We start from the raw sequence: 22,980 nt of genomic DNA, 5'->3' as shown, positions 1-22,980 counted from the left end.
CGGAAAAACACGTTGCGCTCTTCGACGACGAGGGTATGGGGGATTTTTCTTTGGACGCTTCCACCCACCGGTCACGAGTCAACTCCGGCCTCCATTTGGTATGACTTCTACGCTGATGACCTCGAAATCCCCGCGAGGGACGAGCGGGGAGTTGAAAGACGAAGTCCCTCCACAGCGATTGCACCGCGACGGCCACACCCTCCCCAACCGATTCGCTTCGCTCATCCACCGTCAGAGCTTGCTCTGACGAGCCATTCGTTCCTTCGTCACTCACGAAAACCTCGCGTGATAATCAGCAAACCCCCGGATACGTAATCCTCGGGTTTGCCGACGCACGCGCCGGAGTAGTTTGTCGAGGTTTGCACACCAGAGATATTACCGCGTCGAGCGCTCGCCAGGAAATTCTACCGTCTGAACTTTCGGACTCCGTCAACACGAACTGACGGCTTCGTAGTGACCCTCGGAGGTCTCTCTCAGCGTGCTGGTGTCGGCCGGGGACCGAGGTAGTCGTCGGACTCGACGGCGTAGGAGGCACCCGTCCAGGTCTCCCGATAGGCGCGGCCTGCGTTCGCGTGTTCGTAGCTATAAGCCGCGCCACAGTGGCCGAAAAACCCCGACCGGACGGTTACGGTCACGGAATCGGTTCCCGTCTCCGTCGTCGGTGACGGGTAGCGTGGTCGTATACTCGCCCGACGACGCGTAATCGTGGGTTACGGTCGCGCCGCTGGCGCTCGCGGCGTCGCCGAAGGTCCAATCGTAACTCGCGTACTCCCGCCGTCGCGAGCGTTCCTCCCACGGAACGCAAAAGCGTTCGCCTGTCGAGTTTCATGATACGACGTGACAGGTCAAAGAGATTGGACAAAATCTAACGTCGAATCAATACGTGAATATCGGTCGAAAAAGAGACGAACTTATCGGTGGTGCGAGCAACGGAGTGCGGCGTGAATCGCGCCGATGAGCGCGTTGCTCGGGTCGTGGGAGAGTTCCCAGCACATCATCCCGCCGAAATCGTTGTCCCGGACGTACCGCGACTTCTCCATGACCGAGTGCCTGTCGTCGTAGGTGACGAAGACGTCGTCCTCCTCGGAGTACAGCCACGGGACGCGCGCATCGTGATGCCAGTGATACTCGTACTGCGGTTCCGCCTTGAGTTGTCGAATGTCGTCGTACGATTTCGTGTCCGCGCCGTCGAACGGTTGAAAGAGGCCCTGATTCTCGCTTCCGACGTTCTCGAAGGCGAAGCCGTAAAACGGCGTGCCGAGGACGAGTTTGTCCCGTGCAATCGGCTGGTCGGCCCAGTACTGCATCGCGTTATCGACGGTCAGGAGCCGTTGCCAGTACGTCGGGTCCTCGTAGGGCGCGTACAGCGGCGCGTTGAAGTTCGTCGCGGAACTCCAACTGCCGTAGAAGTTGTAGTTCATGACGTTGACGAAGTCCAGATAGTCGGCGATTTTCCCCACTTCCAGCGGGTCGATGTTCGACGGAATCGGTGCCGCCGCCATGCTGAGTTCGTAGTGTTGGTCGTCCGCCGCCCCCGCCTCGTCTAATTTTCCGCGAAGCTCCTCCAACAGCAATGTGAAGTTCTCCGGGTCGTCCTCCCGAACCGACCCGTCGGGGTACTCCCAGTCGATGTCGATGCCGTCGAAGTTGTACCGTCGAAGCTGTTCGACGGCGGTTCGCGCGAACTGCTCGCGGGCGTCGGCGCTCGCGGCGACGGCGGACATATTGCTCCCGAAGTCCGCGATGGAGAGCATGAACGACGTGTGGTGTCGTTCGTGCGTTAGCGTTTCGAACTCCGCGAGTACCTCGGGAGCCGAGTCCCCGGTGACGGCGAGTTTGACCTCGCCGTTCGCCTCCGTTTCGAGGAAGGCGTAGTTCAGGTGCGTCAGCTTGTGATACGGCACGTCGTGTGGCGTGTAGTCGCCCGCCCACGACGGATAGTAGCCGACGATTCGTTTGTCGGGTCGCCGCCCGTGATGGTGGTCGTCCCCTCGTCCGTTATGGTGGTGTTCGCGGTGGCCCCGTTCGCTCGCCTCGGCCGTGTTTCCGAGCAACGTCACCGTCGTCAGTGCGCCCGCGCCTCGAAGGTATCGCCGCCGTCCTACGCCGTTATTTTGAGGTTTCACGTCGTAGCAATAATTAGAACGATAAATAAATACACACCCTATTTTTGTAATTATTTCTCTACCCTCGGAAAGTAACATCGCACGATACTGGACGGGCAGTGGGCCGCGACTCGAATCGCGGTCCGCGGAAACGACCCGTAGGAATAAACCCGACTCGCCCCGTATATTCACGTAGATTCGGGCGAAAAATCGGCGGTCGAAACCGACCATCTGCCCACGGATTTCAGCCATGAAACTGAACCACACGAACCTCACGGTGGCGGACGTAGAGACCACGGCGGACTTCCTACAGGAGTACTTCGAGTTGGACAAGCGGGGTGGAGGCCCGGCAATCACGATTCTCTCGGACGAAACCGGGACCGTTCTGACCCTGATGCAGGGACGTGAGGGCGAGGAAATCGAGTATCCGAGCAGTTTCCACATCGGCTTCTTCGTCGATAACGAATCGTTGGTGGACGAGAAACACCGGCAGTTGAAGGAGAACGGCTACGACGTGACGGACGTGAAAACCCGCCACAACACCTACGACTTCTACGTCGAGGCACCGGGCGGGTTTTCCATCGAGTTCGGGGCGAGATAACCTCCGTCGAACGGTCGGCCTTATCGTGTGAACTTCGAGCAGAATTTGTGGGCAAAAGTCGCGTCGATACGGTTCTCTCGGACGACGAAAACTGCGATTCCCGTGTTGTTTCGTTCGCCTTTCCACCGTAGCCGCGCTTCGAGGTTTTTCGTGGCGACGGTAATCGTCGGGCGCTCCCCGTCGTCGATTATGTCCTCGGAAAGCCATTGGTCTTCAGCAGGGACCGATATCCCTCTCCGATAGTCGTCGATGGTTAGCGTCACTTCGATATCCGCCTGCACGCCGTTGCCGATCTCGATATCCACCGAACTGTCGGGGTCGAACCACGGCTTTGGAGCGCCATCGGAAATCGGTGTTGGTTGACAGTTCTCGTCTCGGCTCTGTTCCGTACTCCCGATGTTAGAGATGGGCGTTGGCGACTGTTTCCGCTCACGGGAGGGCCGACTCACACATCCCGCTCCGGTTCCCGTGACGACTCCGCAAATCGCCCCGAGTACTGACCTCCGTCCGAACGATTCATCCATTGTGTAACCATATCCGAATGATGATATAAAATCGAGCGCTGTCAAACGGGGATTTCACTCATCACACTGTGATACGTCGAAAATTCGCTCTCGATTTCGACGGGGTGGAACACGGCGGCAGAGATCTTCGTAGTGCTGCTTTCGCCCCCTAGACCGCATTAAACCACCGGATATTTTGCGTACTTATGCCGATAAATGACGGTAAAATTTGAAATCCCGCCATCATATTTTTCAGTCGGCCAAATCAACGTCCTCGTAATGCCTGACAACCCTGAGAAGCAACCGAGCGATGAGGTCGACGTGAATCAGATTCAGCAGTCTCGAACCGAGGGAGAAGCGTACCTGACGTCGGTCGCGTATATGGCAAACACCGTCGCGAACGATGGCGGGATGACAACTGCCGGCGACTACGTTGTCGGATACGCACAGGAGGAGTCCGAGGCCCTCTATCGACTCGCGGGAGAGGATGAGTTCGAACTCGTCGAGCCGACGGACGAGAACTGTCACCTCGAGGTGATCGTCGCCGACCGCGAGGACCACCGATTCGTTCCCTACTGCGGGGTTTCGGTCTTGCTTGAGCGCGACGGCGAACAGTTCGGTCCCTTCGACCTCTCGTTCCTGTGGCACCCGGGTGTATACCACTACGGCGGGAACGTCACCGTGCCGACCGACGGAACCTACGATATGCACGTGACGATCGAACCGCCCGAATTCCACCGCCACGACGAGCAGAACGGCGATCGATACGGCGAAACGGTGGAGGTCACTTTCGAAGCGATCGATATCGAGACCGGACAGGACTGAACTACAGAAATCGTCCGTCATTTGATCGTCCTATGTCCGGAACACTACCGGGTGAACTACTAGAACGGAAACGACCGATCTTGGTGATATTCCGGTAGTAAACGTTATCCAGTAGAAGAATCTACCGACAACTATGGCAACGTCGGTGAAGATGGACGACGTCACTAAATCTCGTCTCGAACGATTACAGGCCGAAATTCGGCTGAAAACTGGGCACAAAGTGACTCAGCAGGAGATATTAGCACGACTCGTCGAGAACGCCATCGAATCGAAAATGGATCTCGTAGATTCGTTCCGTGAAGAACGCGTTCCCGTCTCCCAAACCGAGCGGGAGACGTTTCACGGGGGGATGGTTTCATCGGGTGTCACCACGTCCGAAGAGGACATCGACGGCGTGCTGTACGAATGAGCGTCTTCGTTGACACCGGCGTACTCTTTGCGCATCACGATACGGACGCAGAGCGCCACGAGCAAGCAGTTGCTGCGTTCGACGAACTGCTAGATGGCGCGTATGGACAACCGTACACGAGCGACTACGTACTGGACGAGACGGTGACACTCACACGTGTTCGAACGGACTCGTTCGAGGCCTCGGACACCGTTGCCAGTCGGATTCTCGGTGAGGACCCGTTCCCAAACGTTTTGGAACTGATCCACGTCGAACCTGACGAAGTTAGAGACTCTCTGGAGACGTTTCGTCGATATAGCGACCACGATCTCAGTTTCACGGACGCAACCATTGTCCGTCTGTGCGAGTCTCGCGACATCGATGCGGTGTTGAGCTTCGACGACGACTTCGATGGCCTCATCGAACGCGTCGCACCGGGTCTCTGAGAGGACGTACCAGTATGTGTGGATGGACGCCCGGAACACTACCGCCCGAGTTTCGACTAGTAGAACTGGTCGATGTACAGAAGACGATCGTTCGGCGACCAGCGGCCCGAAGGACCCCGGTAGGTCGCCGATTCACTCGCGCGAACGAACGTGAGCGCGAGGCTGACGACTGAGCGGGACGAAGTGGAGCGAAGGAGGAGTGCTTTTGGTTGAGCTTTTGCAAGCGAGCGTAGCGAGCGCTGTAAAAGGTCGATGTACGCCCGGAACACTAACATCCAGCCTCATCCCTTGGCGGCGTGCCGTGTCGGCTGGCAAACCCTCGTGCCGGGCGGGCGATAGAATCGCCGGACTTCTGACGGCTGAACCGTCGAAGCGAGTCGCGTCAGTAACCGCGACCGACTTCGGAGCCAGTAGACCCTGACTCGGGGTGGTGATTTTGGAGTTCACCGACTCGTACTGTCGCACACCCGGGTTCTCCGCGCGGTCATCGCTCCCGAAGTGGGAGTACTACGGCGGGGACTAAGGTGCGCACGAAACAGTAGACGGACGGCGGATAAGGAGTTTCGGGTTCAGTTATCAGTTCGGATAGTTGGACCCAATAGCATGGGTGCCATCGAGTTCAAGACTCATCGGGCAAGAAGGAAGGCTCATAGATTTTCGGTGAAACAGGCAACCGGTTCTCACGGTCTGTCGCTGCCGCCAACAGTATTCGAGCGGATTCAACTTCGCCGAATACGACACCCGAGAAACAGATCGCCGTCAATGGTCTGCTTCTTGGATGACTTCGAGTTCATGGACCGATGTTCGTATCTGTCAGGACACATGCTACTCGTTCTCACTCACTCCCTGGTCCGATTGTACCATCCGATCTGATTTCGGCATTCGCCAGGCGGACGCCGACCCCAGCAGACAGAGTATCAACAGCGCAGTCAGGGTCGCACCGATTCCCACCACCTGAGCGAACGCTCCGAACCCGATGAACACGAACATCAGTACGCCAGCAATCGTGTTGGCTGCCGCGGTGTAGAGCGGACGCTCATCGTCGGGCGCGGCGTTCACGATGTAGCTCTTCCGTCCGACCCGGACGCCCGCTCTGGCAAGTCCGACCACCAGGAACACGACTGCGAAGAGGGCTGGACTCGTGACGCTGGCCGGAAGGAGTCCGAACGAGAGCGCCAGCGCCGCCGCGACGGCACCGACCACCCCTCCCAGCGCCATGACGGCCCGATTCGAAACTCGGTCGGAGACGCGACCCCAAATCGGACTCCCCATCAGCGCCGCGACCCCCAGTGAGACGATGAATAGCCCGAATCCCTTCCCGGCACTGGTGAGTTGGTGTGCGCGGAGGGCGTAGTAGGGAACCGAGAGTTCGGCTGCGAGGAGTAACCCCCTGCTCGCGATGAACCACTTGAACCCCGAAATTTGCCGGAGCAGTTTCAGGCCGGAACGGGCCTCGCTCAGCGTGTCCTGCTCTGCTTCCGTCTCTCCCGGCTGCTCGTCGATGAGCCAGAACAGCACGGCCGCCAGCGCCCAGAGTGCAGCCGCAATCCCGAGTAGAACGACGAACAGTCCGATATTCGACTTTCCCGATATCTCGCTGTAGAGGACGAGCCCCGCCGCAATCGTGAGCCCACCCCCGGTAGCGGACCGCAGCCCCAACAGCTGCCCGCGCTTGTTCTCGGGTATCGTTTTGCCCAGTACGTCTTTGAATGCCACCGAGCCGACCCCACTCGCGACGCTGAAACCCAGGAGTGCCAGGACGATCACCACGCCCGCCCAAACGCCCGTGAGTAGCAGGGCGGTGACGAGCATGATGAGGAGCGCGATCGACTGGAAGATGCCCGCACCGACCCAGAACCACTTGCGTTTCGCGTACCCACGCATGCGCCCGGAGACGACGAGTTGCGGGAACGACGCGGCTCCGCGGCGTATCGGCTCCAACATGCCCGAGAAGAACACGGGTGCCCCGAGTGTGCTGAGTAGCCAGACCAACACCAGGTCCGGACTGGCGAGTTGCTCGGCTAATTTCGTCGAGGTTCCGTTCAACAGGTTGAGCACGAAATTCCGCGGCGTCTCCCGATAGGCATCTTCGGAGATACTTTCAGGAACTTGTTGCTCCGAGTAATCGGTGACCCATTTGTAGACCCGTTTGTACACTGTCACTGGCGATGACCCTCCGTTCCACTAGTTACCGGTGTCAGTCACTTTGGCCATTTGGCCCTCTGCAGAGCTATCAATTCTCCTCGAAATCCCAATGGACTAACTGAACACAATCGCTTTCGACGAGAGAACTCCGTCACCCGTGGCCGGAAAAAATCGACAACTCGTCTGATACACCCTCTCGCTACGTCCTCCAATCCTTCTCAGTATGTGTATTCGTCCTCGGTGACCTGCACGTACTTGCCGTTTCGGTAACCGAACTTCGTCTTCTTGTACTGAGCCATGAGCCTCCCGGCGCGGACGCCGGAGGAGAAACTCGATTTGTTCAGACCCTTGCCGTCCTCGCCGAGGAGGTTATCCACCATGGAAAACGTCCTGTCCCAGTCGTCCGGGCCGTACTCGGCGACGATGTCGGCGAACGCGATGTTGCGCAGGAGTTCCTCGCCGATGGCGTCCTTCCACTCGGCGTTGTACGATTCGATGTCGTCGGTTGCGGCGAGTTCGCCGGCGATTTTCCCCGACCGAACCGCGACGTGGTAGCCGCCTTCGTGAAACGCGCTGGTCGTGCCCATCGCGCCGCCGGCGACGGCGATACCCGCTTCGACGGGCGAGTCGATGGGCCGCGTCGAGGAGATAGGGTAGGTTTCGGTTCCCTTCGACTTGCCGCGGTCCTCCACGAGCGGGAAGTCGGTTTCGATGTCGTACTCGTCGCCGTACTCGCGTTCGAGGAGGCGGCGGATGTACTCCCCGGCACGGGGGATGCCCTCGTCGTCGGGGCGGAGGAGGGCGTACGATTCGGGGTCCTCCACGTCGTCCAACGTCATCCCGATTGGCGTCGTGAGGCCGACGCGGGCAACCGTGCCGTCGTTCGGGAAGACCCACGGGTAGGCCGTCTCGCCGGGGATGACGCCCCACCAGAACTTGAGCATGGACTTCTCGAAAACCTCCTCGGGGAACTCGCGGTACTCCTGATACGCGATGTGGTTCGCCGTGGGCGGGCTGAGATAGTCGCTCACGGAACTGCCCTCGGGCATGAACTGGTCGAGCGTTCCGAGCGTGATTCGGCGCTGTGGGCCGTCGGCGAGAACGAGGTATTTCGCTTCGATGTCCTCGCCGTCGGCGAGTCGGAGGGTGTGGCGGTACTCCGCGTCGAGGTCGGTTTCGGCGTGCTTGACGCCGACGCCGACACGGTAATCCGTTCCCGCGTCCTCGACGCGCTCCCGCAACCAGTCGTCCATCCGGGCGCGGTTGAAGGTAAAGCCCATCCCCGGATACGACGAGTCGATGCCGGTGCCGCGCAGGGTCGCGGACGCGCTCGGGCCGAGGAAGTCCACGCCGTCGAGTTCCTGCAGGACGACGTGGTCGGGAATCTCCCGGTAGTCCTCGTCCATGATATCTACCCAGTAGTCGAGCATCCCGGCGGCGTCGGTCGAATCCGGGCCGAGGAACTCGCGGTCCTCGCGCGGGACGCCCTGTTCGAGGACGACGGCGCTCGCGCCGTGCATTCCGGCCTGTTCTCCGGCCGCCATCCCTGCGGGACCCCCGCCCACAATCGCAACGTCGAATCGCTCCATGTTCCTACGCTACTCAAGGAGGGATACTAAATTCTTAACCTTCCGCCGTAGGAATCTGTTTCCGACCTGTCGCGGTACCGTTTTGTCGATTCCGTCCGCAGGAATCGTATGGCAGCGTTCGAACATCTCGACGTGGAACGAACCGACGACGTGGCGTACGTGACGATGGCCCGCCCGGAGACGCACAACGCGATGGACCCCGCGATGGCGTCCGAACTGCGCACGGTCACGGCCGACCTGTACGAGGACGATTCGCGGTGTATCGTCCTCACCGGAACCGGCGGCGTGTTCAACACGGGTGCGGACCTATCCGTCCTTTCGGGCGACGCGAGCGACGGCAGGACGCTCAGGAGCATCGCCTCCTCGCTCCACCGCGCCATCGAAAACCTCTCGCGTGCGCCGAAACCCGTCGTCACCGGCGTCAACGGCGTCGCGGCCGGCGGTGGGTTCGGTCTCGCGTTGGCGGGCGACATCGTCCTCCTCGCCGAGGACGCTCGGATGGAGTTCGCCTACCCGCGCGTCGGGTTGACGGGCGACGGCGGGTCGACGTTCTTCCTCCCGAAACTCGTCGGCCTGCGGCGGGCCAAGGAGATCGCTCTGTTGGACGAACCGATTTCCCCGGAGAAGGCCGTCGATATGGGACTCGCGACGGAAGTCTCCCCCGACTTCGACGACCGGTTGGCCGAACTGGCCGCGAAACTCGCAGACGGACCGACGAAGGCCTATGGTGCGACGAAGCGCCTGTTCAACCGCAGTCCGGGCCGTGACCTCTCGGCACAGATGGCCGCCGAAACCGACTCCATCGCTAAAATGACCACGACGGAAGATTACGAGCGCGGGTTGGAGTGCTTCTTCGGCGACGACGACCCCCAGTTCGAAGGGAAGTAGTTATCTCCCGCACGAATCGGTTCCCTACTCGGACCTCGACGACCGATACTTCGAACCGAAATACTCATTCTTCCGCTCGAAAACGGTTGTTCCATGCAGGCAATTGTCAATGGAGAGGTTCACACCGTCGCCGATGCGGGCGTCATCGAGGACGGAACCGTGCTGTTCGAGGACGGCGAAATCGTAGCCGTCGGTGCGACGGGCGAGGTGGACGTTCCGGACGACGCGGCGGTCATCGACGCGGGCGGAAAGCCGGTGACGCCGGGGCTCGTCGAGGCGCACAGCCACGCCGGGATGGGCGAGTGGGGCGAACCCGAGGACGGGGACGTCAACGAACTCTCCGACCCGGTGACGCCGCACGTCAACGCGTTGGACGGCTTCCACCCGCGCGACGAGCAACTGCAACACGCCTATCAGGGCGGTGTGACGACCGTCAGCGCCCGGATGGGCAGCGCGAACGTGGTCGGCGGCATCATCTGCTCGATGAAGACGTACGGAGACATCGCCGACGAGATGCTGATTCAGGAGGACGGAATGAAGGCGGCGATGGGCGAGAACCCGAAGCGGTTCCACGGCGACCAGAAGGACCGCGAACCCACGACCCGGCCGGGAATCGCGGCGACCCTCCGACAGGCGCTCATGGACGCCGAGGATTACGTCGCCCGGCGTGCGAAAGCGAGGGAGGACGGCGACCCCTTCGACCGCGACCTGGGTATGGAGAACCTCGCCCGCGTCGTGGAGGGCGACCTCCCGCTTCGCGTGCACGCCCACCGCGCCGACGACATCGCCACCGTGTTCCGCATCGCGGACGAGTTCGAAATCTCCGATCTCTCCATCGAACACGCAACCGAGGGCCACGCCATCGCGGAGGAGTTCGTGAAGCGCGACGTGCCCGCCATCGTCGGTCCCTCGCTCTACTCCGGCGCGAAGTACGAACTCTCGAACATCACCTTCGAGACGGCCGGTATCCTGCACGACGCGGGCGTCACGGTCGCCATCCAGACCGACGCCCCCGTCCTTCCGCAGGAACATTTGGACGTGTGTGTGGGACTGGCGATTCGCGAGGGACTTCCCGAGGAAGCCGCCCTTCGGACCGTCACGCGCAACCCGGCCGAGATTTTGGGTATCGAGGACCGCGTCGGAACGCTGGAGGAGGGAACGGACGCGGACGTGGTCGTCTGGGACGGCGAACCGTTCGATATCACGTCCGACGCCGAACACGTCTTCGTGGACGGGAACCACGCCTACGACTCGGACCGCGACGACCGGGACCCCCGCGACGAGTACGCGTGGTGAGCGTAGGATAGAGCGATTCCGACGTTTCTCGCATGGGTTCGGTCGCGGTGTGACGATGACGGGACGGTCGTATTCAGTCGTCGTATCCCTCGAAATACGCCATCTTACGGTAGTACCGATACGCAACGACAGCCAGCACGAGAACGACGACTCCGGCGAGGACGGGACTGTTCAGCACGAATCCGCCGAGCAGTATCAGAAGCAAGAGAACGCCTCCGATGATGGCATTCCACTTGAGATACGTCCCTAAATCCATGCCGGAACTAGTTGAAGAAACTACAAATACGTTCTCCATGCCGAGTACCGCCGACGCCTCGGGACGTGCCGACCGTGATTTCCCCATGACCGCAAGTATAGACGTCAATTGACCGCACCCGCCACCGCAACCGCGTGCTCACGGCGTTGTCGTCGTCTACTCGTCCTCGAAGTCGAGCGAGACGCTGTTGATGCAGTAACGCTTCCCGGTCGGTTCCGGGCCGTCGTCGAAGACGTGGCCGAGGTGGCCGCCGCAGTTGGCACAGACGACTTCGGTTCGGACCATTCCGTTGCTGGTGTCCCGTCGCGCCTCGACGTTGTCCGTGGGAACGTCGTAGAAGCTCGGCCAGCCGCAGTGTGAATCGTACTTCGTGTCCGAATCGAACAGCTCCGCGCCACATCCGGCACAGACGTAGGTCCCGTCGTCCTTTCGGTCCAAATGCTCCCCGGTGTGCGGTCGCTCGGTGCCCTGCTCGCGGAGGACGCGGTACTCCTCGTCCGACAGGCGCTCACGCCACTCGTCGTCGCTCTTCGGCAGGTCTGGATTCGACTGTTCGCTCATGGGAGTACGTAGTGACTGCTGGGGGATAAACCGCTTGCACGAATGGCCACTTCCCATACGGGAGGCCACCAAATTCATAGCGCGAGGAATGGAACGTGAGGACGGAATGAGTTTGACGACCGACCAGGGCGTCATCGGATGCCTCGAAGGAGAAGACTGCCAGTGGTGTCCCGACGGCACGCTGGTACGAGACACCTACAAAGGAAACGAGGCGGTCGTCTGCGACACCTGCGAGACGCCCGCTGCCCAGATCTGGTAGTTCCGCACGAACCGCTGCGGACGCTGCGTTCCGTATCCGTAGTTCGATGTGGACTCCCGCTTTTGCCGTCCATTTATTTTTTTTTGTAGTTGATTAACGACGAGGGACATCTGGACCGGTGTCTCGCGTAGTCGCGTACTACGGTTATCGAAGCGGATTCGTCGGTCGACTGGGACTTACTGAACCCGATTTCGAAGGTCGTTGTAGGAACCTGTCCCGGTGATGGTCGCTATATTTTCGGCGACGATGTCGGCGAGCCGGGCGTAGTACTCGGGCGTGTGTCCCGCCATGTGCGGCGTGATGAGGACGTTCTCGAAGTTCCACAGCGTGTGGTCCTCCGGCAGGGGTTCCGGGTCGGTCACGTCCAACGCCGCGCCGCGGATGTGGTTGCCCCGGAGCGCGGAAACGAGCGCGTCCGTCTCGACCACCCCGCCGCGGGCGATGTTCACCAGCACGGCGTGGGACGGCAGGGTGTCGAATGCGGCGGCGTCGAGCAGGCCGCGCGTGTCCTCCGTCAGCGGACAGGCCAACACGAGGTAGTCCGTCCGGGCGAGCGCGTCGTGCAGGTCGTCGAACCCGACCACCTCGTCCGTCGGGCCGCCCTTCTCGGGCGAGTACCGGACGCCGACCGTTTCGACGCCGAACCCGTCCAACCGCTCCACGATTGATTCCCCGATTGCGCCCAATCCGACGACAGTCACGGTACTGCCTTGCAGTTCGTGGGCCTGAAAGTGCCGCCACTCGCGTCGCTCCTGCTGTCGTCCGGCGCGGAGGAACCTCCGCGTGAAGGTCAACATCGCGCCGAGGACGTGTTCCGCGATGTTCGGCCCGTGTACCCCCGAGGCGTTCGTCACCGCGACATCCCGCGATTCGAGGGCGTCGAGCGGTAGGTGGCCCGTTCCGGCGTAGGCACACGCGAACAGTTCCATGTTCTCGGCGTGGGCGAGGAGGGACTCGTCGATGGTCATCCCGGTCACGATTTCGGCGTCGGCGATGAACTCGCGTTCCTCATCGGGAGTCCTCGCGTGGCGGATTTCGTGATTCGGCAGTCGCTCGCGGAGTTCGTCGGCGTAATCGGACACCGGCATGCCGTGAGTGCCCCGCCGAAGGACGAGAACCGTCGGGGAATCGGTCGTCTGCTCCTCGTTCGAACCGGTCGCGTGGTCGGTCATACGCCGTGGTTCTCGGCGGAGAGAAATAGAGGTGGCCGTTCAGGCAGTTTGTCGGGTGGTCATCCCGCCACGACGACACCCCGTCAGAGACCGAAATAGACCGCAATCGTGAGGGGCGTGACGATAGCGAGTATCACCTGGAGGAGGGCACCGACGCGAGCGAAATCGGTAAAGCGGTACCCTCCCGGTCGGTAGACGAAGAGGTTGGTCTGATAGCCGACGGGACTCATGAACGCCGCGCTGGCGGCGAACATCACGGCTAGCAGGAAGGCGAGCGGGTTCGTCCCGATTTCGCGGGCGGCGTTGATGGCGACGGGGACCATGAGCGCGACGGTGGCGTTGTTGCTGATGATGTTGGTGAGAACGACCGTCGCCGCGTAGAACACGCCGAGGACGGCGACGGTCGGGAGGTACTGCGCCGAGGTGGCGACGAGCGCGCCGAGGAGGGCCGCAGTCCCCGTGTTCTCCATCGCGATGCCGAGCGGAATCACGCCCGCGAGGAGGAAGATGACGGTCCAGTCCACGCCCTCGTAGAGTTCCGTCGGCGCGAGCGTCCCCGAAAGGACCATCGCCACGACGCCCGTCAAGGCGGCGACCTGTATTTCCAGAAACCCGAGCGCCGCGGACCCGACGACGGCCGCGAGGATTGCGATTGCGACCGGAATCTTGTCGTATCGATAGTCCTCGCCCGGGATTTCGCGGGCGACGATGAGGTCACGCGTCTCGGCTACGCGTTCCAGTTCGTCGGCGGGCAGTTGGAGCAACAGCAGGTCGCCGACGGTGAACTCGGCTTCACGGACTCGGGGCAGTCGGACGTCGCCGCGTTGGAGCGCGACGAGCGTCGCGTCGTAGCGTTCGAGTATCCTGCTCGTCTCGATGGTGTCGCCGATGAGCGCCGAATCGGTCGGGACGACGACTTCGATGAGGACGGTTTCCGAGTCGTTCCTCGCCTCCTCGGTGACTGACGGTTCGCGCCCGACCGTCGGAAGCGGGTTCAGGGCTTCGTCCTCGATGAGCGAGGTGAGACCGGCCCGACTCGCCGTGATGAGAAACGTGTCGTCCGGTTCGACGGGTTCGTCGGAGAAGGGCGACAGCACGGTGTCCTCGCGGATAACCTCCTTCACTTCGCCGCCGAATCCGGCCTCCTCCGGGATGTCGGCGATGGGCGTCCCGACGAGCGGCGACGCCTCGGGTGCGACCAGTTCGGCCAAATACTCCTCGACTTCGTACTCTTCGAGGAGCGTCTCCCTCGGCCGAACACGCTCGGGGAGCAGTCGCGGCGCGACGAAGACGAGGTAGAGGAGGCCGGTGATGAGGACGACGACGCCGACGGGCGTGAACTGGAAGACGCCGAGCGAGCGCCCGAGAAGTTGCTGTGCGAGGCCGCTCGCGAGCAGGTTCGTCGAGGTGCCGATGAGCGTGAGGGTGCCACCGAGCATGGCGGCGTAGGAGAGCGGAATCATCAGTTTCGACGGCGACGTGTTACCCCGATGGGCGAGGTCGGACGCGAAGGGAACCAGCAACGCGACGACGGGCGTGTCGTTGATGAACCCCGACACGGACCCGGCGATGCCGACCGTCGCGAGTATCTGTTTGAACTGGCTGTCGCCGACGAGCGCCGTGACGCGATGGCCGAGCAATTGTACCGCGCCAGTTCGCCGGACGCTCTCGCTGAGGATGAGCATGGCGAGGACCGTGATGGTCGCCTCGTTCGAAAACCCCGAAAGTCCGTCCGTCGGCGACACGTTCGTCCACGGCCCGAGAATCATGAGGAGGACGAGGACGATGAGTGCCGTCACGTCCACGGGGAACAGTTCCGTCACGAACAGAATGAACGCGACGAGGATGATTCCGAGCACGACGAGCATACTGTCCGTTACCGGTGGAATAGACACACCTGTTTGAAGTGGAATCACCATTTGCACCCCTGTGGTCACGCGTCGCGTTGCTCACGTGCCACCCCATCGTTCATTCGTCGGAGATTGACAAATGGCTACCTCAATTGTTCATTCGACCGCGAGAAAAACCATCCCGTAGCCTCGTTGTCATATCCTTCCGTCGACTGACGCGGGGAAATCCATTGAAGTCCGTGCCCGTCGAACGAGACGGGGAGGATGTTCGATTCGATTCTGGTTCCGACGGACGGAGGGGACGCCACGGCGGGTGCGACAGAACACGGCCTTCGTATCGCCGAGAAAACCGGCGCGACGGTCCACGCGCTGTACGTCATCGACCTACCACAACTGCGCGTCGGTAACGCCGACGAAGGGCTTTCGACGTTGGTGGACGTACTCGAAGAGGAGGGAAAAGAAGCGACTGCGGCGGTCGCCGAGCGAGCGCGCGAGCACGACGTTCCGGTGACGGAGGCGATGGAATCGGGGGTCCCGTTCCGGGAAATCCTCGACTACGCCGAGAAACACGACATCGACCTGATTTCGATGGGAACGGGCGACCGCAGTCGCCTCGAATCCTACGTCGTGGGGAGTACGGCGCGGAAAGTCAACCGACTGTCCGAAAGCCCCGTGCTGACGGTTCGCGGCGGTGACGAAATCCCCACGACGGCGTACGAAAACCTCCTCTTGGCGACCGACGGGACGCCGGGTTCCGAGCGTGCAGTCGAGGAGTGCAGCGCGCTCGCCGCCGAGTACGACGCCTTCGTACACGTCGTTTACGTGGTCGACTCGCGCATCGCCCGTTCGGGGTCGTTGGTGGAACTGATGGAGGACGACGGGAAACGGGCGTGCAACGACGCCGTCTCGCGGGTGCAGAGCGAGGGCGTGCAAGCCAGACGGGAACTCCTCCGCGGACGACCCGCCGAGCAACTCCTCGACTATGCCGAGAAACACGACATCGACCTGATTTCGATGGGAACCCACGGCAGGACCGGAATCGACCGCTTCGTGATGGGGAGCGTGGCCGAGAAGGTCATTCGTCGCTCGGAACGGCCGGTCCTCACGGTGCGGGATTTGGGCGAGGAGTAGGGTCGAGAACGCGGGGGAGTCGGTCGAGCAGGGCGGATTCGCGGCCGAAGACGGATACCGAGTCGATGGCTCCCCGAAATGGGAACGTGACGACAAGATATTTGCTCGCGTCGTCTGAACGCCCGCCATGGCAGGCGTTCAAATCGTCATCCCGTGGTTCCTCGCGATTCCGCTCGCCGTCCTCCCCGCGATGTGGGTGTACCGAGATGCGAAGCGACGGCGGATGGACACCGCCGACATGTGGGCCGTCGGAACCTTCATCGGATTCTTCGTTCCTCCGTTCATTGGTGCGCTACTCGTCTACGCGTTCTACCTTCGGAAACGAAACCGGCGGCGAGGCGGGCCGTACGCCGTCCCCGGGCAGTGACGAACGGATGCGATGTGTTATCTCCCGTCTCGGTCGGGCAATCCTTATCTCCCGTTGCGGAGACCGTCGATTCGTTATGGCCGATTTCGATTCCGATCACGATATCTACCCGATGCCGCTCTTTCCCCAGTTGACCGTCTCGAACGTCGAGGAATCGACGGCGTGGTACGAGGCGTTGGGCTTCGACGTCATCCACTCGATGCCCGTGATGGCCCACGTCCGCTACCGAAAGTACGCGGACGTCATGCTCGTCGCCGACCGCTCCGAGGCGAATTCGGACGCGAAAACCACCCGGGGAGACGGCGTTTCCATCTACCTCACGGTGGAGGACGAGGCCATCGACGATGTGGCGGAGCGGGCCGAGGAAACGGGTGCCGATGTGGTCGCCCCGCCGCACGAAACCGAGTGGAACACGCGGGAAACGACGGTTAGCGACCCGGACGGCTACGAACTCGTGTTCTCCGAACGCGCCGAAACGGACCGTAGTTTCGAGGACGTTATGGGGACATTCGACGCGTAATCGACGGGTTCGGAACCCGCACACCTCCGTTTCACCTGAAAGCTTATTCCGACCCGCGAGACACTCCGGTCGTGACGACCGAGAAACTCGGAACCGGAGAAATCGCTCTGGGTCGGGACACGCGCCTCTCGAAGCGACTGCTCGTGGTCGCGGTCGGCCTGTTCGTCCTCACGTTCCTCGCCCACACGCCGCCCAATGTCTTTCCCCTGACGTACACGTTCGGGTTCGACCTCCGGATCCTCTTCCTGTTGGCGGCGATTCCTCCGCTTTTCGTCGCCTACTGGAACGACGGGGTTCTCGTGAGCCTCGCCCTCGCGACGGCCCCGACGTTGGCGTTTTTCGTCTCCATCGCTGCGTTCGACGCGGTGTACCCGACTCCGACGCTGACGTGGGGTGTCGGAACCGGGGTCTTTTGGGGATTCGTAGTCGGTGTCCCGGCCTATCTCATCGGTGCGTTCGCGCGGCGAACCGTCCCGCCGGGGTGACGTCGAACGACACGCCTTTCCTCCCGCCCGAGAAAACGACGGCTATGGATAGAAAGCGAGAGCTTTCGAGCATCGATCTCGCCGCCATCTCCCGGGAACTCGGCTCCTTCGAGGGCGCGAAGGTCGATAAAGCGTATCTCTACGGCGACGACCTGTTGCGTCTGAAGATGCGCGATTTCGACCGCGGTCGGCTCGAACTGCTCGTAGAAGTGGGCGAGGTGAAACGCGCCCACACCGTCGCACCGGAACACGTCCCGCCCGCACCGGGCCGGCCGCCGAACTTCGCCATGATGCTCCGAAACCGCCTCTCGGGTGCGGACTTCGCCGGCGTCGAACAGTTCGAGTTCGACCGCATCCTCCAGTTCCACTTCAAGCGCGAGGACGGCGATACGACCATCGTCGCGGAGCTGTTCGGACAGGGCAACGTCGCGGTGCTGGACGAGAACAACGAGGTCGTCGACTGCCTCGACACGGTTCGGCTCAAGTCCAGAACCGTCGCGCCGGGGTCCCAGTACGAGTTCCCCAGTTCGCGCGTGAACCCGCTCGAAATCGACTACGAGGAGTTCGAGTACCGGATGAACGACTCGGACACCGACGTGGTTCGGACGTTGGCGACGCAACTCAACTTCGGCGGTCTGTACGCCGAGGAGGTCTGTACCCGCGCCGACGTCGAGAAGGCCACGGACATTACGGATGCCGACGAGGACGAGTACGAACGCCTGTACGACGCCATCGAACGCCTCCGCGAACCGCTGGAAACCGGGGACTTCGACCCGCGGGTCTACTACGAGGACGACGTTCGAACGGACGTGACGCCGTTCCCGCTCGAAGAGTACGAGGGTAGGGATTCGGAGGCGTTCGATTCGTTCAACGCGGCGGCGGACGACTACTTCACCAACCTCGACCTGTCCGAAAACGAGGACGCGGGCGAACCGCAGAAACCGGACTTCCAAGCCCAAATCGAGAAACAACAGCGCATCATCGAGCAACAGGAGGGCGCTATCGAGGGCTTCGAACGCCAGGCCGACGCCGAGCGCGAGAAGGCGGAACTGCTCTACGCCAACTACGGGTTCGTGGACGAAATCCTCGCCACGGTTCGGAACGCCCGCGCCGAGGACACGCCGTGGGCCGACATCGAAGCCCGATTCGATGAAGGCGCGGAACGCGGCATCGAGGCGGCGGAAGCCGTGCAGGAAATCGACCCGAGCGAGGGGACCGTCACGGTCCGAATCGACGACACGGACATCACGCTCTTTCCCGACGACGGCGTGGAGAAGAACGCCAACCGTCTCTATCAGGAGGCCAAGCGAATCGAGGAGAAAAAGGAGGGCGCGCTCGCCGCCATCGAGGACACCCGCGAGGAGTTGGAGGAAGTCGAGAAGCGCGCCGAGGAGTGGGAAGAAGAACCCGAAGAGGAGCGGACGGACCCCGAGAACGTCGACTGGTTGTCGCGGGCGTCGATTCCGGTTCGGAAACAGGAACAGTGGTACGAGCGGTTCCGCTGGTTCCGCACCTCGGACGGTTTTCTCGTTCTCGGCGGGCGAAACGCCGACGAGAACGAGGAACTGGTCAAGAAGTACATGGACCGAAACGACCTGTTCTTCCACTCGCAGGCACACGGTGGTCCCATCACCATCCTGAAAACCTCCGACCCGAGCGAACCCTCGAAGGACGTGGACGTGCCCGAGCAAAGCAAGCGGGAGGCCGCCCAGTTCGCCGTCTCCTACTCGTCCGTGTGGAAAGACGGACGCTTCGCGGGAGACGCCTACATGGTCACGCCCGAACAGGTGTCGAAGACGCCCGAGAGCGGCGAATATCTGGAGAAGGGCGGCTTCGCCATCCGCGGCGACCGGACCTACTTCGAGGACACGCCCGTCGGCGTGGCCGTCGGTATCACCGTCGAACCCAACACCCGCGTCATCGGCGGCCCGCCGTCCGCCATCGAGAAACAGGCCGAAACCGTCATCGAAGTCGAACCGGGCCAGTACGCCCAGAACGACGCCGCGAAGCGACTGTATCGCGAGTTCCGCGAGCGATTCGAGGACACCTCGTTCGTCCGCAAGGTGGCGAGTCCAGACCTGATTCAGGAGTTCCTGCCCGCGGGCGGCAGTCGGATGGTTGACTGAGTCGGTTCCCGCCGGAGAGCGCGGATTCGATTCTGACACGTCCACTTTCCTGCGCAACGATTAAGCCCTCAGACGGTGTCTAGGACTCTGTATCGGGCGAGCCGTGGGTTCGACCCGAGGGGGAAATCAATGTTCAACGAAAGCATCCGGTATCTGAAGGACAGTGACGACGCCGCGACGACGGTACTCGTCGGCGGCCTGCTCGTCATCTTCGGGTTCCTCATCATACCGGCAATCGTCGTAGAGGGGTACATGATTCGCGTCCTGCGTCGGGTTTCCGAGGGTGATACGGACGCCCCGAAGTTCGACGACTGGACGGAACTGTTCGTGGACGGGTTGAAAGCACTGGTCATCGCGTTCGTCTACCTGCTCGTACCGGCCATCTTCGCCGCCGTGTTCATCGGCGGCGGCGCGGCGCTCTCGGACAGCTCCGGCGTTCTGGGCGGCCTCGTCGTGGCCCTCGGTGCGCTGTTGACGTTCGTGTCGGGCCTCGCGGTCTGGTACGCGCTTCCCGCGGCGCTCGTTCGGTTCGCGGAGAAGAACACGATGGGGTCGGCGTTCGAGTACGAGTCGTACCTCCCCATCCTGCGTGACCGCGAGTACGCGACGGGATGGCTCATCGCGTTGGCAGTCGTCGTCGTGACCGGCATCATCGTGAGTGCCATCGCCGTCATACCGCTTCTCGGATGGCTGGTGGGCGTGTTCCTCGGATTCTACGCCCACGTAATGGCGTCGTACATCTACGGCCGCGCCTACGCGGAAGCGGACGAACACCGACTGCGTGAAGGTCCCGAAGTGGAAGAAGGACGACCCGCGGTCTGATACTTTTTTGAACGCCCGAATAGCAGGGCACTTACCGCCGGACGTCACAGTCCTACCCATGCAGATACACGACCGAACGTCCATCGACGGGACCCGCGAGCGCATCACGCTCGTCCCCGAGAGTCTGGACGACCTCTGGCATCTCACGTATCTCCTCGAACCGGGCGACGACGTGTCGGGTGACACGACCCGACGCATCCAGCGGGCCGACGACCAGATGCGCGACACGGGCGGCGAACGAGAGCACATGCACATCACGCTGCGGGTGGAGGACGTGGAGTTCCACCGGTTCGCCAACCGCGTCCGCGTCGGCGGGGTCATCACCGACTGCTCGCGGGAGGACCAGTTAGGACTCCACCACACGCTCAACGTCGAGGAACGCGAGAAGATAACCATCGAGAAGGAGTGGAAACGAGACCAACTCGACCGACTCGACGACGCGGTCGAAGCGACGGACAATCCGGACGTAGCCATCGCCACCGTGGAGGAAGGCGAAGCCTACATCCATACCGTCGCCCAGTACGGCGCGGACGAGTACACGTCCTTCACCGGGACGACCGGCAAGGGCGAGTACGCGGGCGGGCGGACGGAACTATTCGACCAGTTGGGGTCGGCGCTCTCGCACCTCGACGTGGACGCCATCATCCTCGCCGGACCGGGCTTTACGAAACAGGACGCCTACGACCACATCGCCGAGGAGTACCCCGACCTGACCGAGAAGATAACGACGGTGGACGTGAGTTCCACCGGCGACAGGGGCGTCCACGAGGTGCTGAAACGCGGGGCCGTGGACGACGTGCAGGCCGAGACGCGCATCGCCGAGGAGGCCGAACTCATCGACGACCTGATGAAGCGAATCGGTGAGGGCGCGAAGGCCGCCTACGGCATCGAGGAGGTCAAGCAGGCGACGGACTTCGGCGCGGTGGAGCGACTGCTCGTGTTGGACGAGCGACTTCGCAAGGAGCGCGGCGCGCTCGGCGAGGACGAAGCGGGCGGCGAGTGGGAAATCGACGTGAACGAAATCATCACCGACGTGGAGCGAAAAGGCGGCGACGTGACCGTCTTCTCCCACGAGTTCGCGCCGGGCGAGCAGTTGTCGAACCTCGGCGGCATCGCCGCGCTCCTGCGCTATCGACTGAACTGAGTTCGGACTGAATTTTCTCTCTCGGCAAGAACGTTTACCAGCACCCCCCTCGAAATATCGGACGGATGTTTCTGTATCTGGCTGCGAAGTTGGCTATCGTGGCCGTTTATTATCTCGTTCGTCTCGTTCCCGTCGTCGGTTTGAAACTCTCGAATCGGTACGAACAGCAGGTGTTCGGCCCGTTGGTGGACGACCTCTCGGTCGCGGACCTGTCCGCGGAACGGTCGGGGAGGTCGATGGCCCTCGACCTCACGCTGGACAACGACAGCACTCTCGACGCGCACGTCGTCGGGGGGAGCGTTCGATTGGGCCACACGCGGGATGGGGAGACGGTCTGTACGTTCGTCTGGACGGACCACTTCGATGCCCCACCGAAGAACGTCGAGGCAACGAAAATCGAGAGCGATGGGGACGGAACCCTCCGACTCGAACACTGCGTCGATGGCGACCGCGACCTGTGGATAGACGGGGAGTTACGACTGCGCCGGGTGTTCACGATTCGAGGACGGGAGTTACCGCTCGGTGTCGCAACCTTCTCTCTTCCCGAGAAGTCGGTGTCGGTCGAATCTCGCGATACGGCAGAAAAAGCGTCGACGGACGGATAGAACGACGAGCAGAGCAGCGGCGTGAGACGAGAATATGCCGTCAGAGTTCGACGGACAGGAGGTCTTCCGCGAATCCCACGTCGCCGTCGTAGTGTTCTGCGATGGAGTTCAACATCGCCTCGTGGTTGCCGTCCGTGTGCGGATAGAGGTGGGTAAGATAGACGCGGCCGATATCCGTTCCCGACAGCGCTTCGCCGAGTTGTGACGGCGTCGGATGATTCGCCACGTCCACCTCGTCGGGGAACGAACAGTCGTGGACGAGCACGTCGCTCCCGTCCGCGAAGTTCGCCAACCCTTCGAACGCCTCGCTGTCGCCGCTGAACGTGAACTCGTCCTCGAACCGGTAGGCGAGACACTGCATCGAGTGGCGCGTCTCGAACCCTTCGACGTCGAAGTCCGCGACGGAGAACTCCTCTCCCGCGGTGATTTCACGCACTTGGAGGTCCACCCGCCCGTCGAGATAGTCGTGGACGGAGAGCAGTCCGTCGAGGAGGGCTTTCGTCCCGGTCGGACCGACGACTTCGAGTTGTTCTTCCCCCGCGAGCCAACGGGCCTTCAGGAGGGCCATGAGGTCGGACACGTGGTCAACGTGGTGATGGGTGAGGATGACGGTCGAGACGTTTTCGTATCCCACGCCCGACTGCTGGAGGCGGTGGAGGACGCCACTGCCGCAGTCCACGAGAACGCGACGGCCGTCGTCCTCGACGACGATGCCGGTCTGGAACCGACTGCCGGTGGGCATCGCGCTTCCCGTACCGAGAAACGTGATTCGCATGTGTACTCCCGAGTGCGGGAGGGTGAAAAAGGTTCAGTCGTGCGGTATGGTGTCAGAGTGCGTGAACGCGCGATTCGTGTCGAACGCGGTGAAAAGCGGTATCTGTCCCCCGTTTCAGGCT

Annotated in this window: 27 protein-coding genes and 1 pseudogene; 16 read left to right on the top strand and 12 right to left on the bottom strand. The window is 62.0% G+C overall.

The window, feature by feature from the left end:
- The first annotated feature begins 100 nt into the window (after nucleotides 1–100).
- Nucleotides 101–247, top strand: a complete 147-nt coding sequence (locus tag AC1XDK_RS00945) for a hypothetical protein (RefSeq protein ID WP_483347905.1) — start codon at nucleotides 101–103, stop codon at nucleotides 245–247.
- A gap of 226 nt (nucleotides 248–473) precedes the next feature.
- Here AC1XDK_RS00945 and AC1XDK_RS00940 read toward each other — a convergent pair whose 3' ends face one another.
- The 3 genes and pseudogenes from AC1XDK_RS00940 to AC1XDK_RS00930 all read right to left on the bottom strand — a co-directional run bounded on the left by AC1XDK_RS00940 (nucleotide 474) and on the right by AC1XDK_RS00930 (nucleotide 2,126).
- Nucleotides 474–635 carry a hypothetical protein gene (locus tag AC1XDK_RS00940; protein WP_483347904.1) on the bottom strand — a complete coding sequence of 54 codons (162 nt, stop codon included), beginning with the start codon at nucleotides 633–635 and terminating at the stop codon, nucleotides 474–476.
- Nucleotides 583–714: pseudogene (locus AC1XDK_RS00935) on the bottom strand (hypothetical protein); the annotation flags it as partial. The gene AC1XDK_RS00940 and the pseudogene AC1XDK_RS00935, both read right to left, overlap by 53 nt.
- A 197-nt stretch (nucleotides 715–911) precedes the next feature.
- A complete protein-coding gene (locus AC1XDK_RS00930; protein WP_483347903.1) occupies nucleotides 912–2,126 on the bottom strand; it encodes a glycoside hydrolase family 18 protein in 1,215 nt (404 codons plus the stop codon).
- A gap of 229 nt (nucleotides 2,127–2,355) precedes the next feature.
- On the opposite strand from AC1XDK_RS00930, the gene AC1XDK_RS00925 reads away from it, so the two are divergent.
- Nucleotides 2,356–2,706 (top strand): VOC family protein, encoded by a 351-nt coding sequence (locus AC1XDK_RS00925; protein ID WP_483347902.1) that lies wholly within the window; start codon nucleotides 2,356–2,358, stop codon nucleotides 2,704–2,706.
- Between the two features lie 20 nt (nucleotides 2,707–2,726).
- Here AC1XDK_RS00925 and AC1XDK_RS00920 read toward each other — a convergent pair whose 3' ends face one another.
- On the bottom strand, nucleotides 2,727–3,230 hold the full coding sequence (locus AC1XDK_RS00920) for a hypothetical protein (protein WP_483347901.1): 504 nt from the start codon (nucleotides 3,228–3,230) through the stop codon (nucleotides 2,727–2,729).
- Nucleotides 3,231–3,488: 258 nt separating this feature from the next.
- On the opposite strand from AC1XDK_RS00920, the gene AC1XDK_RS00915 reads away from it, so the two are divergent.
- The 3 genes from AC1XDK_RS00915 to AC1XDK_RS00905 all read left to right on the top strand — a co-directional run bounded on the left by AC1XDK_RS00915 (nucleotide 3,489) and on the right by AC1XDK_RS00905 (nucleotide 4,868).
- Nucleotides 3,489–4,034: an iron transporter gene (locus AC1XDK_RS00915; protein ID WP_483347900.1), complete on the top strand. Its 546-nt coding sequence runs from the start codon at nucleotides 3,489–3,491 to the stop codon at nucleotides 4,032–4,034.
- A gap of 133 nt (nucleotides 4,035–4,167) precedes the next feature.
- Nucleotides 4,168–4,443, top strand: a complete 276-nt coding sequence (locus AC1XDK_RS00910; RefSeq protein ID WP_483347899.1) for a hypothetical protein — start codon at nucleotides 4,168–4,170, stop codon at nucleotides 4,441–4,443.
- Nucleotides 4,440–4,868: a type II toxin-antitoxin system VapC family toxin gene (locus AC1XDK_RS00905; RefSeq protein WP_483347898.1), complete on the top strand. Its 429-nt coding sequence runs from the start codon at nucleotides 4,440–4,442 to the stop codon at nucleotides 4,866–4,868. The genes AC1XDK_RS00910 and AC1XDK_RS00905 overlap by 4 nt, the downstream gene beginning before the upstream one ends.
- A gap of 56 nt (nucleotides 4,869–4,924) precedes the next feature.
- Here the strand turns inward: AC1XDK_RS00905 and AC1XDK_RS00900 are convergent, their stop codons facing one another.
- The 3 genes from AC1XDK_RS00900 to AC1XDK_RS00890 all read right to left on the bottom strand — a co-directional run bounded on the left by AC1XDK_RS00900 (nucleotide 4,925) and on the right by AC1XDK_RS00890 (nucleotide 8,602).
- A complete protein-coding gene (locus tag AC1XDK_RS00900; protein WP_483347897.1) occupies nucleotides 4,925–5,143 on the bottom strand; it encodes a hypothetical protein in 219 nt (72 codons plus the stop codon).
- A 550-nt stretch (nucleotides 5,144–5,693) separates the two neighbouring features.
- Nucleotides 5,694–7,031 (bottom strand): MFS transporter, encoded by a 1,338-nt coding sequence (locus tag AC1XDK_RS00895; protein WP_483347896.1) that lies wholly within the window; start codon nucleotides 7,029–7,031, stop codon nucleotides 5,694–5,696.
- A 200-nt stretch (nucleotides 7,032–7,231) separates the two neighbouring features.
- Complete coding sequence (locus AC1XDK_RS00890; RefSeq protein WP_483347895.1) at nucleotides 7,232–8,602, bottom strand: NAD(P)/FAD-dependent oxidoreductase; 1,371 nt, start codon at nucleotides 8,600–8,602, stop codon at nucleotides 7,232–7,234.
- A 108-nt stretch (nucleotides 8,603–8,710) separates the two neighbouring features.
- On the opposite strand from AC1XDK_RS00890, the gene AC1XDK_RS00885 reads away from it, so the two are divergent.
- Entirely contained in the window at nucleotides 8,711–9,490 is a 780-nt protein-coding gene (locus AC1XDK_RS00885; protein ID WP_483347894.1) for an enoyl-CoA hydratase/isomerase family protein, read from the top strand.
- A gap of 93 nt (nucleotides 9,491–9,583) precedes the next feature.
- Nucleotides 9,584–10,786: an amidohydrolase gene (locus tag AC1XDK_RS00880; RefSeq protein WP_483347893.1), complete on the top strand. Its 1,203-nt coding sequence runs from the start codon at nucleotides 9,584–9,586 to the stop codon at nucleotides 10,784–10,786.
- A 73-nt stretch (nucleotides 10,787–10,859) separates the two neighbouring features.
- Here the strand turns inward: AC1XDK_RS00880 and AC1XDK_RS00875 are convergent, their stop codons facing one another.
- Nucleotides 10,860–11,042, bottom strand: a complete 183-nt coding sequence (locus AC1XDK_RS00875) for a hypothetical protein (RefSeq protein WP_483347892.1) — start codon at nucleotides 11,040–11,042, stop codon at nucleotides 10,860–10,862.
- A 156-nt stretch (nucleotides 11,043–11,198) separates the two neighbouring features.
- Nucleotides 11,199–11,603 (bottom strand): peptide-methionine (R)-S-oxide reductase MsrB, encoded by a 405-nt coding sequence (msrB, locus tag AC1XDK_RS00870; RefSeq protein ID WP_483347891.1) that lies wholly within the window; start codon nucleotides 11,601–11,603, stop codon nucleotides 11,199–11,201.
- 106 nt (nucleotides 11,604–11,709) lie between these two features.
- Between msrB and AC1XDK_RS00865 the strand changes: the two genes are divergently transcribed.
- Nucleotides 11,710–11,862 (top strand): HVO_A0556 family zinc finger protein, encoded by a 153-nt coding sequence (locus AC1XDK_RS00865; protein ID WP_483347890.1) that lies wholly within the window; start codon nucleotides 11,710–11,712, stop codon nucleotides 11,860–11,862.
- A gap of 176 nt (nucleotides 11,863–12,038) precedes the next feature.
- Here the strand turns inward: AC1XDK_RS00865 and AC1XDK_RS00860 are convergent, their stop codons facing one another.
- Complete coding sequence (locus tag AC1XDK_RS00860) at nucleotides 12,039–13,034, bottom strand: D-2-hydroxyacid dehydrogenase (protein ID WP_483347889.1); 996 nt, start codon at nucleotides 13,032–13,034, stop codon at nucleotides 12,039–12,041.
- An 83-nt stretch (nucleotides 13,035–13,117) separates the two neighbouring features.
- The gene (locus AC1XDK_RS00855) at nucleotides 13,118–14,902 is read right to left on the bottom strand and encodes an SLC13 family permease (protein WP_483347888.1); all 1,785 of its coding nucleotides are present in this window, start codon (nucleotides 14,900–14,902) and stop codon (nucleotides 13,118–13,120) included.
- Between the two features lie 246 nt (nucleotides 14,903–15,148).
- On the opposite strand from AC1XDK_RS00855, the gene AC1XDK_RS00850 reads away from it, so the two are divergent.
- The 8 genes from AC1XDK_RS00850 to AC1XDK_RS00815 all read left to right on the top strand — a co-directional run bounded on the left by AC1XDK_RS00850 (nucleotide 15,149) and on the right by AC1XDK_RS00815 (nucleotide 22,084).
- Nucleotides 15,149–16,015 carry a universal stress protein gene (locus AC1XDK_RS00850; RefSeq protein WP_483347887.1) on the top strand — a complete coding sequence of 289 codons (867 nt, stop codon included), beginning with the start codon at nucleotides 15,149–15,151 and terminating at the stop codon, nucleotides 16,013–16,015.
- Between the two features lie 127 nt (nucleotides 16,016–16,142).
- Nucleotides 16,143–16,382 carry a hypothetical protein gene (locus AC1XDK_RS00845; protein ID WP_483347886.1) on the top strand — a complete coding sequence of 80 codons (240 nt, stop codon included), beginning with the start codon at nucleotides 16,143–16,145 and terminating at the stop codon, nucleotides 16,380–16,382.
- Between the two features lie 76 nt (nucleotides 16,383–16,458).
- The gene (locus AC1XDK_RS00840; RefSeq protein ID WP_483347885.1) at nucleotides 16,459–16,902 is read left to right on the top strand and encodes a VOC family protein; all 444 of its coding nucleotides are present in this window, start codon (nucleotides 16,459–16,461) and stop codon (nucleotides 16,900–16,902) included.
- A 71-nt stretch (nucleotides 16,903–16,973) separates the two neighbouring features.
- Entirely contained in the window at nucleotides 16,974–17,387 is a 414-nt protein-coding gene (locus AC1XDK_RS00835; protein ID WP_483347884.1) for a hypothetical protein, read from the top strand.
- 44 nt (nucleotides 17,388–17,431) lie between these two features.
- Nucleotides 17,432–19,513, top strand: coding sequence for a ribosome rescue protein RqcH (rqcH, locus tag AC1XDK_RS00830; RefSeq protein WP_483347883.1), 2,082 nt, complete (start codon nucleotides 17,432–17,434; stop codon nucleotides 19,511–19,513).
- 129 nt (nucleotides 19,514–19,642) lie between these two features.
- Nucleotides 19,643–20,335, top strand: coding sequence for a DUF4013 domain-containing protein (locus AC1XDK_RS00825; protein WP_483347882.1), 693 nt, complete (start codon nucleotides 19,643–19,645; stop codon nucleotides 20,333–20,335).
- A 58-nt stretch (nucleotides 20,336–20,393) separates the two neighbouring features.
- Nucleotides 20,394–21,479, top strand: coding sequence for an mRNA surveillance protein pelota (locus tag AC1XDK_RS00820; protein ID WP_483347881.1), 1,086 nt, complete (start codon nucleotides 20,394–20,396; stop codon nucleotides 21,477–21,479).
- A 65-nt stretch (nucleotides 21,480–21,544) separates the two neighbouring features.
- A complete protein-coding gene (locus AC1XDK_RS00815; RefSeq protein ID WP_483347879.1) occupies nucleotides 21,545–22,084 on the top strand; it encodes a hypothetical protein in 540 nt (179 codons plus the stop codon).
- 40 nt (nucleotides 22,085–22,124) lie between these two features.
- Here the strand turns inward: AC1XDK_RS00815 and AC1XDK_RS00810 are convergent, their stop codons facing one another.
- A complete protein-coding gene (locus AC1XDK_RS00810; protein ID WP_483347878.1) occupies nucleotides 22,125–22,859 on the bottom strand; it encodes an MBL fold metallo-hydrolase in 735 nt (244 codons plus the stop codon).
- Nucleotides 22,860–22,980: the final 121 nt, after the last annotated feature.

The sequence above is a fragment of the Haladaptatus sp. HS23 genome (genome assembly GCF_056892285.1).
This window is presented reverse-complemented; position numbering and strand designations above follow the sequence as displayed.

Bases quoted from the DNA above. Each gene is read 5' to 3' on its own strand.
- AC1XDK_RS00900 (WP_483347897.1), bottom strand. From the start codon at position 5,143: ATGTTAGTGTTCCGGGCGTACATCGACCTTTTACAGCGCTCGCTACGC.
- AC1XDK_RS00865 (WP_483347890.1), top strand. From the start codon at position 11,710: ATGAGTTTGACGACCGACCAGGGCGTCATCGGATGCCTCGAAGGAGAA.
- AC1XDK_RS00820 (WP_483347881.1), top strand. From the start codon at position 20,394: ATGCAGATACACGACCGAACGTCCATCGACGGGACCCGCGAGCGCATC.
- AC1XDK_RS00890 (WP_483347895.1), bottom strand. From the start codon at position 8,602: ATGGAGCGATTCGACGTTGCGATTGTGGGCGGGGGTCCCGCAGGGATG.
- AC1XDK_RS00825 (WP_483347882.1), top strand. From the start codon at position 19,643: ATGTTCAACGAAAGCATCCGGTATCTGAAGGACAGTGACGACGCCGCG.
- AC1XDK_RS00840 (WP_483347885.1), top strand. From the start codon at position 16,459: ATGGCCGATTTCGATTCCGATCACGATATCTACCCGATGCCGCTCTTT.
- AC1XDK_RS00910 (WP_483347899.1), top strand. From the start codon at position 4,168: ATGGCAACGTCGGTGAAGATGGACGACGTCACTAAATCTCGTCTCGAA.
- AC1XDK_RS00925 (WP_483347902.1), top strand. From the start codon at position 2,356: ATGAAACTGAACCACACGAACCTCACGGTGGCGGACGTAGAGACCACG.
- rqcH (WP_483347883.1), top strand. From the start codon at position 17,432: ATGGATAGAAAGCGAGAGCTTTCGAGCATCGATCTCGCCGCCATCTCC.
- AC1XDK_RS00850 (WP_483347887.1), top strand. From the start codon at position 15,149: ATGTTCGATTCGATTCTGGTTCCGACGGACGGAGGGGACGCCACGGCG.
- AC1XDK_RS00915 (WP_483347900.1), top strand. From the start codon at position 3,489: ATGCCTGACAACCCTGAGAAGCAACCGAGCGATGAGGTCGACGTGAAT.
- AC1XDK_RS00875 (WP_483347892.1), bottom strand. From the start codon at position 11,042: ATGGATTTAGGGACGTATCTCAAGTGGAATGCCATCATCGGAGGCGTT.
- AC1XDK_RS00920 (WP_483347901.1), bottom strand. From the start codon at position 3,230: ATGGATGAATCGTTCGGACGGAGGTCAGTACTCGGGGCGATTTGCGGA.
- AC1XDK_RS00815 (WP_483347879.1), top strand. From the start codon at position 21,545: ATGTTTCTGTATCTGGCTGCGAAGTTGGCTATCGTGGCCGTTTATTAT.
- AC1XDK_RS00905 (WP_483347898.1), top strand. From the start codon at position 4,440: ATGAGCGTCTTCGTTGACACCGGCGTACTCTTTGCGCATCACGATACG.
- AC1XDK_RS00880 (WP_483347893.1), top strand. From the start codon at position 9,584: ATGCAGGCAATTGTCAATGGAGAGGTTCACACCGTCGCCGATGCGGGC.
- AC1XDK_RS00855 (WP_483347888.1), bottom strand. From the start codon at position 14,902: ATGCTCGTCGTGCTCGGAATCATCCTCGTCGCGTTCATTCTGTTCGTG.
- AC1XDK_RS00860 (WP_483347889.1), bottom strand. From the start codon at position 13,034: ATGACCGACCACGCGACCGGTTCGAACGAGGAGCAGACGACCGATTCC.
- AC1XDK_RS00810 (WP_483347878.1), bottom strand. From the start codon at position 22,859: ATGCGAATCACGTTTCTCGGTACGGGAAGCGCGATGCCCACCGGCAGT.
- AC1XDK_RS00885 (WP_483347894.1), top strand. From the start codon at position 8,711: ATGGCAGCGTTCGAACATCTCGACGTGGAACGAACCGACGACGTGGCG.
- msrB (WP_483347891.1), bottom strand. From the start codon at position 11,603: ATGAGCGAACAGTCGAATCCAGACCTGCCGAAGAGCGACGACGAGTGG.
- AC1XDK_RS00945 (WP_483347905.1), top strand. From the start codon at position 101: ATGACTTCTACGCTGATGACCTCGAAATCCCCGCGAGGGACGAGCGGG.
- AC1XDK_RS00845 (WP_483347886.1), top strand. From the start codon at position 16,143: ATGGCAGGCGTTCAAATCGTCATCCCGTGGTTCCTCGCGATTCCGCTC.